The organism is Brevundimonas sp. (assembly GCF_023259385.1).
Lineage (GTDB): Bacteria > Pseudomonadota > Alphaproteobacteria > Caulobacterales > Caulobacteraceae > Brevundimonas.
Map to the genome: position 1 here is coordinate 3,084 of NZ_JAHFPF010000081.1, position 9,797 is coordinate 12,880.

Genomic DNA, 9,797 nt, shown 5'->3' on the forward strand with positions numbered 1-9,797 from the left:
TTCGCCCGACCGTCGAGCAGGCGGGGGGCCAGCGGCTCCAGCATCCGGGTCAGGAGCCGGTAGAGGATCAGGGCGGGGCTCACGTCAGACCCGCTTCAGGCCGGTGATGGCGTCGGCCTCGGCCTCGACGGCGTCCAGGCGCTCGGCCCAGGCGAAGGCGACATCGGCCACGTCGGCGCCTTCCGGATAGTCGGCCACGTCCCAGACGATGGCCCCCTTGCCGAAGGGCAGCGGCAGGACGGCCTTGTCCCAGCTGTTTAGACGGATGGCCGGATTGCAGGAGATGCCGATGAGCAGGGTCGGCGCCCCCGACAGCTTGGCCAGCAGGGGCAGGCCCTCGGCCATCTGCCGGGCCGGGCCGCGCGGACCGTCGGGGGTGACCGCCAAGGCGCCGACCTTCAGCTGGCGCAGGCCGTCACGCAGGGCCTGGGTGCCGCCCTTGGCGCGGTCCGCCTTGTCCTTGTTGGCGGACGAGCCGCGCACGGCGGGGATGCCCAGAAGCGCCATCGCCCGGGCGATGAACTGGCCGTCGGGCGACAGGGAAACCAGGCCCTTGACCGGTTGAGCGCGGTCCAGCGGCCAACTGGCGGGGCTCAGGCTGATGCGCGAATGCCAGAAGGCGCACAGCACGCCGCCGCCCTGTTTCCATATGGCCTCGGCCACGCCTTCGTTCTGGTGCGTCCAGCGGATGGTGGCGAAGCAGAACCGCATCCACCACGCCAGGGCCCAGGCGAAGAACGCCTGGACGACCGGGTTGCGCAGCGGCCTCATGAAACGCTCGCCACGGAGATCGGATCGCTGTCCAGGGATTGCTGTCGCGCCAGGCGGGCGTACAGGCCGCCCTTCTTCACCAGCGCCGCGTGGCTGCCGGTCTCGACCACCTTGCCTGCGTCGATGACATAGATGCGGTCGGCGTTGCGGACGGTCGACAGGCGGTGGGCGATCATCAGGGTGGCGCGGCCCTCCATCAGCCGCTCCAGCGCGACCTGCACCAGGGCCTCGCTCTCCGTGTCCAGCGCCGAGGTGGCCTCGTCCAGCAGCAGGATCGGCGCGTCCTTCAGGAAGGCGCGGGCGATGGCGATCCGCTGGCGCTGGCCGCCGGACAGGCGCAGGCCCGCCTCGCCGGCCCGGGTCAGATAACCCTCGGGCAGGGCGGTGATGAAGTCATGGGCGGCGGCCGAGGCGGCGGCGGCCTCGATCTCGTCCTGCGAGGCCCCGGGGCGGCCATAGGCGATGTTGGCGGCGATGGTGTCGTCAAACAGGAAGGGTTCCTGCGTGACCAGGGCGATGTGGGTGCGCAGGTCGTGCAGTTTGAGCTCGCGGATGTCGCGGCCGTTGATGGTCACGGCGCCCGATGTGACGTCGTAGAAGCGGGGCAGCAGCGACAGGATCGTCGACTTGCCGCCGCCGGACGGGCCGACCAGGGCCACGGTCTCGCCGGGCTTCACCGACAGGGAGACGTCCGACAGGGTCGGCGCGCCGCCGTCGGCCGCGGGGGCGTAGGCGAAGCTGACGTGGTCGAAGGCGACGGTGACCGGGTCGGTCTCCAGAGGCGCGGCGTCGGGCGCCTCGCGGATCTCCGGTTCGATGTCGAGCGAGGCGAACAGGCGACGGGCGGCGGTCAGGCCCTCGGCCATGACGGTCTGCAAGTTGGTGACCTGGCGCAGCGACTGGCCGGCGGACATCAGCAGGCCGATGTAGGCGGCGAACGCGCCGACGGTCATCTGGCCCTGACGCGCCTGCCAGCCGGCGTAGGCCATGACGGCGGCGACGATGACCATGGCGACGAGGTTGGAGAAGGGACCGGCGAAGGCGCGGCTGTCGGCGGACTTGATGACGTGGCGCTGGCGGCGGGCGACGACCTCGCCCACCCGGGCCTCCTCGGCGGCCTCGCGGTTCTCGATCTTGATCAGGCGAACGCCGTCCAGGTTCTCCATCAGGGCGGTGGAGAGGTTGGACGTCTCGACCATGGCGCCGGTCGTGGCCTTGCGCACCCGCTTGCCGAAACGGCGAATGACAAGGGCGATGACCGGCGCGCCCAGCAGGACGATCAGGGTCAGCCGCCAGTCGGTCCAGGCCATGTAGCCGATCACCGCGATCAGGGTCAGGGCGTGCTGGGTGTAGTTGACCACGCCGTTGGTGAAGGCCTCGCGCACCATGTTGGCGTCGAACAGCACCGAGGAGACGAAACCGCCCGAGTGCTGGCTGCGCAGGCGGGCCAGGTCGGCGCGGATCATGGCGCCGAACAGGCGCACCTGGATGTCACCGACGATGCCGTGACCCAGCCGGTTGACCAGAGCCGCCTGGCCCAGGGCCGCGATGGTCCAGATGACGCCCGCGCCGATGATGATCAGCGGAATGCTGACCAGCGCCTGTTCGGGCGGGATGGTGAAGACGCGCCAGATGGTGACCGGCTTGCCCAGGAACAGTCCGTCGACGGCGGGCTGCAGCAGTTGCAGGACGGTGGCGGCCATGACGCCGACGACGGCCGCGCAGAGGATGGACAGGAACAGCGGCGTCCGGTGGTGCGAAAGGTAGTCGCGCCAGATGCGCGCCAGCAGCGGGCGCAGCGGCTCTTTCTCGTCGGTCGCGGGGGCAGGCGTCGTCATCGGTCCGAGGTCGGACGACGGGGGGAGGAAGTCAAGCGGGGATGGCGTGACGCGGCCGCTCCGACCCTCTATCTCCCCTTGCATGCCTCGTTACGACCTCTCCACCGCCGCCGGCCGCTTCAGGGCGAAGTGGGACTATGTCTGGAAGGACCACGCCTTCCTGAGGCGGTGGTTCATGAACGCCCACTGGCTGGGGCCGGATCTGGTGCGGACGAACCAGCCGTCGCCGCGCCAGCTGGCCTGGTGGAAATCGCAGGGGATCAAGACGGTCATCAACCTGCGCGGGGCGCGGGACGAAGCCTATTACGCGCTGGAGAAGGACGCCTGCGAGCGGCTGGGCCTGACTCTGATCGACGCGCCGCTGGACAGCCGGGATCCGCCGCAGCCCGACCGCATCCGCCGGGCGAAGGGGCTGTTCGAGACGATCGAATATCCGGTGCTGATCCACTGCAAGTCGGGGGCGGACCGGGCCGGGATGATGGCGGTCTTCTATCGCCACTTCCATCTGGGCGAACCGATCTCGGAAGCGATCAAGCAGCTCGACAAGAAATACCTGCACCACCGCGAGGGGCTGACCGGGGTGCTGGACTACACGCTGGAGAAATACCTCAAGGAGGTCGAGCCCACGGGCGTCAGCTTCCTGGAGTGGATCGACAGCCCGGCCTATGATCCCAAGGCGATCCGGTCCGAGTTCAAGGGCCAGTGGTGGGGCACCCTGCTGACCGAGAAGCTGCTGCGGCGGGAGTAGGGCCTCAGCTCCAGGGGCCGCGCGGTCCTTGGGGGGACGGCGGAGGGCTTTCGCCGCGCTCCGAAGCCAGTTCGGCGTCGCGCCGCGCCTTGCGGTCGGCTTCCCAGTTCCTGAACCACCGCGTCCACCGCATCTCGCCGCGCAGGGACATGGTCCACAGCACCAACGCCATGAGCATGAAGACCAGGGCGCTGATTTCCTCAGCGCCGAGTGTGCGGCCGAACAGGGTCATGGGTGTTTGGTATCATCCGGCGACGCGGGCGTCACCGGGTCGTTCCAGGCGGTGTCGGACTCTCGCGGGGCGTTGCTGTTCGCATCCGGCTTGCGGCGCGTGACCCACACGACGATGCCGACGGCGATGGCGCCGAGCACCAGCACGATCAGAAGAGTGTTCACGGGCGATCCTCCGTCAACGTGACTGTCACGGACAGAGCGTTCGAGCGACGGCCCCGGTTCCCGTCAGGACCCGGGGGCGCGATCAGTGCTCGTGGGCGTCGCCGCGCGGATCGATCATCCGGTGGGCGTGCAGGATGAAGTAGCGCATGTGGGCGTTGTCGACCGTGGCCTGGGCCTTGGCCTTCCAGGCCTTGCGGGCTTCCTCGTAGTTCGGGAAGGCGCCGACGAATTCGACCTTGGACAGGTCGCGGAACACCGGGGCGTCCAGATGGCGCAGCTCGCCGCCGATGACGATGTGCAGCAGCTGGTTTTCGGTTTCGACGGTCATGTTCGTATCCCGGAGCAGGGCGTCTGTGGGGTTCACCGTCCCATTTGCAGGTTGAAATGACCTGAAAGAGGCGGATCAGCGCGGCGCGAGCGGAATAGGCGCTGTCCGCCGCACGATCAACGGGTGAAGGGCCGGGGCGGAGCAGATCAGGCTGGTTTGTCGCGGATCGGGCTGGTTGAAGCGCCACAGGCCGCCGTGATGGTCGCTGACCTTCGCCCCGGCTTCTTCCGCGATCAGGGCGCCGGCGCAGACGTCCCAGTCCCATTTGGGCGTCAGGGCGATGGCCGCGTCAAAGGCGCCCGCGGCGACCAGCGCCATGCGATAGGCCAGGGCGTTGCGCTTCTCGTAGCGCATGGCGGGCCAGGGCTCCGGCCAGTGCGGTCCCTCCATCAGCCGGGCGTCGGCCAGCACCGAGGCGTCGTCCAGGTCGGTGGTGTCCGACGCCGTGATCGTCCGCCCGTTCAGGGACGCGCCGCCGCCCAAGGTGGCGACGAAGGTCTCGTTCAGCATGGGGGCGTGAATGACCGCGGCGACCGGTCGGCCGTCCTCGACCACGGCGATGGGAATGCACCACCACGGCTTGTCCTTCATATAGGCCACGGTGCCGTCGATCGGATCGACCACGAAGATGCGCCGCTTCGACAGTCGCTCGGCGCTGTCGGCGGTCTCCTCGGACAGCCAGCCGTAGTCCGGACGGGCCGACAGCAGGCGGGCGCGCAGCAACTGGTCGACGGCCAGATCGGCCGAGGTGACGGGCGAACCGCCGGACTTGGACCAGATCTTCAGCCCCCGCTCGCGCTCGGACAGGGCCAGCTCGCCGGCGGCGAGGGCCGCGTCGCGGATCAGCTCGAGATCGGTGGCGAAATCCGTCATTTGCCCGCGATGGCGACGCCGTCGAACAGCAGGGACGGACTGTTGAAGCTGCTGCGGAACTCCAGGTCGGAGCCGGGGACCAGGCGCGCCCACAGGTCCTTCAGATTGCCCGCGACGGTGACTTCGCTGACCGGATAGGCGCGTCGCCCGTTCTCGAACCAGAAGCCCGATACCCCGGCGGACCAGTCGCCGGTGTTGCCGTTCAGCGAGGGGCCGAACATCGAGGTGATCAGCAGGCCGGTCCCCGCCTGGCCCATCAGGCCGTCAAGATCCTGCTCGCCCGGCTCCAGATGCAGGTTGTGGGTCGAGACGCCGGGCGGTCCGGCGAGGCCGCGCGAGGCGTGGCCGGTCGAGGCCAGGCCCAGCTGGGCCGCCGCGCTGCTGTTCAGCAGCCAGGTGGTCAGGACGCCGTCGTCGATGATGGATTGCCGGCTTACGGCCACGCCCTCGTCGTCGAACGGGGTCGAGCCGAGGCCGCGCGGGCGGAAGGGATCGTCGATCAGGCGGACGCCCTCGGGCAGGATCCGTTGGCCGAGCCGGTCCTTCAGGAAGGAGGTGCCGCGCGCGATGGAGGCGCCGGAAATGGCGCCCAGCAGGGGCGACAGCACCTGGGTCGCCACGCGGTTCTCGAAGATCACCGGGGCGGTGGTCGAGGCGATCTTGCGCGGACCGGTGCGTTCGACGGCCCGTTTGCCCGCATAGGCGCCGATGGAGTCGGCCGAGGGCAGGTCGGACAGGTGGCGGACGGCGCGGTGCTCTCCGCCCCGCTCCATGGCCCCGTCCTTCTCGGCGATGACACCGACGCCCAGCGAGAAGGCCGAGCCCTGATAGGCGCCGTCGAAGCCGTGCGAGGTGACCAGACGCCAGCGGCTGGACGAGGCGGCGGCGTGACCGCCCTCCGAACGGGCGACGCCCTCGACCGCCAGCGCGACGGCCTCGGCTTCGGCGGCGGCGGCTTCCAGATCGGCGGCGCTGCGCTCGGTCGGGTCGTAGAGGTCCAGATCGGGGAAGGGGCCCTTGGCGAGGCGATCCTGTGGGGCCAGTCCGGCGTAGGGGTCTTCCGGCGCGAGGCGGGCCATGGCCACGGCGCGCTCAACCAGCCGGGCGCGGGTCTTGTCCGACAGGTCCGAGGCCGAGACGGTCGCCTGACGCCTGCCGATGAAGACCCGCAGACCGAGGTCGCGGCTCTCCTCGCGCTCCACATCCTCCAGCGCGCCGTTGCGTACGCCGATGGATAGGGAGGCGCGCTCCGAGGACACCGCCTCGGCGGCGTCCGCCCCGGCCTTCAGGGCGGCGGCGACGAGGTCGGGCAGGATGTCGGAGGCGGCGGCGTCACGCGGGGAGGTCATGCCCCGATATGGCCGGGCCTCCGCCGGGGCGCAACCGCCGTCAGAAGACGGCGGCGAAGATCAGCAGCCCCGCCGAGGCCAGGAAGGGCAGGTAGGTCAGGATCATGCCGAACATGCGTCCGGCGGCGGGCTGCTTCTCCTGCGCCATGCCCCAGGCATGGAGCACCCGGCCGAGGAAGAATGAACCGCCCAGCACGTGCACGACAGGCGCGCTGTAGAAGACCGCCACCACGGCCAGCGAGACCAGCGCCACCGGGATGTATTCGATGGCGTTGCCGAACGCGCGGGTGGTCGTGGTCAGCTCGGCGTGGCCGCCGTCTCCGACCGAGACCTTGAGCTTGCGCCGTCCGGCGCTGATCCGCATCGACAGGAACAGGACGAACAGCAGCGAGAGGCCGGTCCAGAGCGCAACCGCCCGGAAGGCCTCGGTATGGAAGGCCAGCGCCTGTTCGATGCTCATGGAATCGCCCCTCAGTTCTCGCGCGCCACCGGATAGAGGCGGTAGTGGTCATCATAGAACGGGGTTCGTTCATAGAACCACTGCAAACGGGCGTCGCCGTTGGCGGCGAAGTCCGGCTCGGCGGCCAGCTTGGCCTCGAACTCGGCCTTCAGGGCCGGATCGGCGGCCATCATCCGCTCGGCCAGCGGGGCGATGGCGTAGCCCTCGATGTATTCGACGCGGCTCAGCACCTCGGGGAACAGGCCCCAGGCGAAGAAGCTTTCCGACGACTGCGGCTCCAGCAGCAGGACGACGATGTCGCCCAGCGGCTGGTCGGTCGGCACGCGCACCGAGCCGATCGGGAAGGTCCAGTCGCGGCGTTCGGGCGTGACCGAGGTCACGGTCACCGGAACATGGCCCTCGTTGGCGCGGGCGCCGACCTTCGGATCGTCGAGGCGCAGCATCTCCACCGGCACGGTGCGCGGCGCGGTCAGGGTCTCCATCGTCACGCCGTGGACGCGCAGGCGCTCGATGATGTCCGTCCGGTACGACGGCACCCAATAGGCTTCGGGCCGGCGCAGGGTCAGCGTCGGATGCGAGGTGTAGAACGGCAGCTGCCACAGCACGGGATCGGCCTGGCCCAGCCAACGGATTTCGCGGCGGCCCGACGCCGGGCTGTCGTAGGTCTCATAGGTGATGCCCTTGAACGGGCGGGTCACGGTCGGCTGGTCGTTCTGGACGAAGTTGGCGGGGATCTCGGCCGGACGCAGGGCGCTGTCGGCGGTGATCGCGGCGCGCAGGTCCCGGCCGTCGCTCGCCAGCAGCTTCAGGGCCTGTTCGAGGAAGACATAGGTGCCCAGCACGCGCTGTTCGTGCGGCTTCAGGCTATGGTTCTCGATCAGGATGGTCGGGACGTGGGCCGCCGAGCCCCAGCCGTTCGAGAAGCGCTCGCCCAGGCCGCCGTCCGACAGGCCGGCGCGCGGGTTCTGGTCGTCGATGCCGAAGACCAGTTCGCCGGGGATGTGGCCACGCGCCTTGAGCGCCGCGTTCATCGCCGGCTTGAAGGCGTTATCCAGCCACAGCGCCGTGGCGGGCGAACGGGAATAGACCCCGTCCTCGCCGTTGTAGCCGTAGGTGACGTCGTACTGGTAATCCATGCCGTCGGTGACGTGGATGTCGACGTACAGGTCGGGCCGGTACTTCACGATCAGGCCGCGCACCGCCCGCATCTCGGGCTGGTCCAGCTTCAGGTAGTCGCGGTTCAGGTTCTGGTTGGTCGCCGTGTTGCGCCAGCCCTGAATGCGCGGTCCCCGTTGGTTCGGGCGGCTGTAGGCGCTGGCCCGCTCGTGCCCATCGACCGACAGGATGGGGATCAGGATCAGGTTGACCCGGTCCAGCAGGTCGTCCTTGCCGTAGAAGACGATGTCGCGAAGCAGCATCATGCCCGCGTCCTTGCCGTCGATCTCGCCCGGATGGATGCCGGCCTGGGCCAGCAGCACCGGCTTGGACGGATCGAAGCGCGCGCCGTCCTTCGAGGCGATGACGGCGTAGATCGGCCGGCCTTCCGGCGAGACGCCGAACTGCTCGATGCGGATCAGGTCCGAGGCGGCGTCCAGGCGGTCGAACCAGGCGCGGGTGTCGGCGTAGGTCGGGCTGAAGTCATGGGCGGCGTCGGCCTCGAAGGCCGTGACCCACGGGTCCGAGGCGGCGCGCAGCAGGTCGCGGCTGGCGCCGTTCCACTCCGGCGCCGGCGGCAGGAAGGGTTGATCCCACGGCGCGGCGTTGGGGACAGACTGGGACATGGCGGGACTCGCGAACAGAAGGGCGGCTGCGATCAGAAGGGGGGTGCGCATGATGCTTCCTCGACCAAATGCTGAACGGCGGCAAGCGATCCGGGCGTCAGCCCGTCACGCCCAGCGCGGGCGACCAGGCGCCGCTGGACAGCAGGTGAATGGCGGACATCGACAGCGTCCACAGGCTGTAGGCCAGAACGATCAGCAGGGCGCCGATCACGGCCCGTCGCCACGGCGCGAAGGCGGCGACGGCGGTCGTGGTGAAGAAGATGCCGAAACCGACCCACAGCCGCGTCGTCGACAGGGCGGCGAAACCCTCGTTCGCGGCCATGAGGCCCAGGAACAGCAGGCCGACGATGAGGTTGGCGGTCATGATGCAGCCGAAGACCAGCCGCCGGGACTTCCAGAAATGCTCATCCAGATCGATCCGCTCGTGATGACCCTCGGCGGACACGCGGGGGAAGGTCATGCTGGCGGCGACGTAGAAGGTGGCGGCGATGATCAGGCCGGCGATCAGCAGGGCCTGGCTGAACGGCGCGCCGCGGAAGATGACCCAGGCCTGGTTCCAGAACGTCGCCACATCCAGCGCCACGAAGGTCGCCAGCAGCGGGGTCAGCCAGCCGAAGCGCACCCGTTCCCGCTCCTGCAGGATGCGGGCGAAGCCGCCGACCAGTTCGGCCACCGAGAGGCCCAGCAGCAGGCCGTAGAAGCTGAAGAAGAACTCGAAGGCGCTCATTTCGCGGGCGCCGTCGCCGAGGCGGCCGCCTCCCTGGCGTTCATGGCCTCAAGCATCTGTTCCGAGGAGTTGGGGAAGGCGGCCGAGGCGGCGCCCAGCACCAGATAGATGGCGATGTGGATCCCCGTCAGGGTCGCGAACGCCGCCTTGTTCCGGACGAAGGCGGCCGGGATCACCAGGGCGATGTAGGCGGTCAGGGTCACGGCGTAGTTGGCGATCAGCAAGGAGCCGGCGGGCGCCGCCAGCAGGATCGGCGCGGCGACGATGAGCGCGGCGATATTGGCGGCCGTGGTCAGCAGCAGGACGAGCTTCTTGTTGGCCCAGAAATGATCGTCCAGCGACAGGTCGTCCTCGATGGCGTGCGGGAAGACCAGCGACGCGGCGATGAAGTAGATCAGGGCGATGGCCAGGCCGACGATCAGCAGGCCGTAGCTGAACGGCAGGTCGCGGAAATTGGTCCAGGCGAAGTCCCAGAAGCTGGCGACATCGAGCCCGACGAACAAAGCCAGCAGCGGGGTCAGCCAGC

Annotated in this window: 11 protein-coding genes and 1 pseudogene; 1 reads left to right on the forward strand and 11 read right to left on the reverse strand. The window is 69.3% G+C overall.

Going from position 1 to position 9,797, the window contains the following annotated elements; translation table 11 throughout:
- Positions 1-84 precede the first annotated feature (84 nt).
- The gene (locus Q0C81_RS07995; protein WP_291836130.1) at positions 85-771 is read right to left on the reverse strand and encodes a lysophospholipid acyltransferase family protein; all 687 of its coding nucleotides are present in this window, start codon (positions 769-771) and stop codon (positions 85-87) included.
- Positions 768-2,609, reverse strand: coding sequence for an ABC transporter ATP-binding protein (locus Q0C81_RS08000; RefSeq protein WP_291836136.1), 1,842 nt, complete (start codon positions 2,607-2,609; stop codon positions 768-770). Before Q0C81_RS08000 ends, Q0C81_RS07995 begins: the two co-directional genes overlap by 4 nt.
- Before the next feature lie 82 nt (positions 2,610-2,691).
- Between Q0C81_RS08000 and Q0C81_RS08005 the strand changes: the two genes are divergently transcribed.
- Complete coding sequence (locus tag Q0C81_RS08005) at positions 2,692-3,357, forward strand: sulfur transferase domain-containing protein (RefSeq protein WP_291836139.1); 666 nt, start codon at positions 2,692-2,694, stop codon at positions 3,355-3,357.
- Between the two features lie 4 nt (positions 3,358-3,361).
- Here the strand turns inward: Q0C81_RS08005 and Q0C81_RS08010 are convergent, their stop codons facing one another.
- The 9 genes and pseudogenes from Q0C81_RS08010 to Q0C81_RS08050 all read right to left on the reverse strand — a co-directional run.
- On the reverse strand, positions 3,362-3,589 hold the full coding sequence (locus tag Q0C81_RS08010; RefSeq protein ID WP_291836144.1) for a hypothetical protein: 228 nt from the start codon (positions 3,587-3,589) through the stop codon (positions 3,362-3,364).
- A complete protein-coding gene (locus Q0C81_RS08015; RefSeq protein ID WP_291836146.1) occupies positions 3,586-3,753 on the reverse strand; it encodes a hypothetical protein in 168 nt (55 codons plus the stop codon). The genes Q0C81_RS08010 and Q0C81_RS08015 overlap by 4 nt, the downstream gene beginning before the upstream one ends.
- An 82-nt stretch (positions 3,754-3,835) precedes the next feature.
- A complete protein-coding gene (locus Q0C81_RS08020) occupies positions 3,836-4,081 on the reverse strand; it encodes a DUF4170 domain-containing protein (protein WP_291836149.1) in 246 nt (81 codons plus the stop codon).
- A gap of 75 nt (positions 4,082-4,156) precedes the next feature.
- Positions 4,157-4,954 (reverse strand): 3'(2'),5'-bisphosphate nucleotidase CysQ, encoded by a 798-nt coding sequence (locus tag Q0C81_RS08025; RefSeq protein ID WP_291836152.1) that lies wholly within the window; start codon positions 4,952-4,954, stop codon positions 4,157-4,159.
- Positions 4,951-6,303 carry a metallopeptidase TldD-related protein gene (locus tag Q0C81_RS08030; protein WP_291836154.1) on the reverse strand — a complete coding sequence of 451 codons (1,353 nt, stop codon included), beginning with the start codon at positions 6,301-6,303 and terminating at the stop codon, positions 4,951-4,953. The genes Q0C81_RS08025 and Q0C81_RS08030 overlap by 4 nt, the downstream gene beginning before the upstream one ends.
- A gap of 40 nt (positions 6,304-6,343) precedes the next feature.
- Positions 6,344-6,763 carry an MAPEG family protein gene (locus Q0C81_RS08035; RefSeq protein ID WP_291836157.1) on the reverse strand — a complete coding sequence of 140 codons (420 nt, stop codon included), beginning with the start codon at positions 6,761-6,763 and terminating at the stop codon, positions 6,344-6,346.
- Between the two features lie 11 nt (positions 6,764-6,774).
- Positions 6,775-8,595, reverse strand: coding sequence for a M14 family metallopeptidase (locus Q0C81_RS08040; RefSeq protein WP_291836160.1), 1,821 nt, complete (start codon positions 8,593-8,595; stop codon positions 6,775-6,777).
- A gap of 46 nt (positions 8,596-8,641) precedes the next feature.
- Complete coding sequence (locus tag Q0C81_RS08045) at positions 8,642-9,271, reverse strand: hypothetical protein (RefSeq protein ID WP_291836163.1); 630 nt, start codon at positions 9,269-9,271, stop codon at positions 8,642-8,644.
- Positions 9,268-9,797, reverse strand: a pseudogene (locus tag Q0C81_RS08050) (hypothetical protein); the annotation flags it as partial. The pseudogene Q0C81_RS08050 and the gene Q0C81_RS08045, both read right to left, overlap by 4 nt.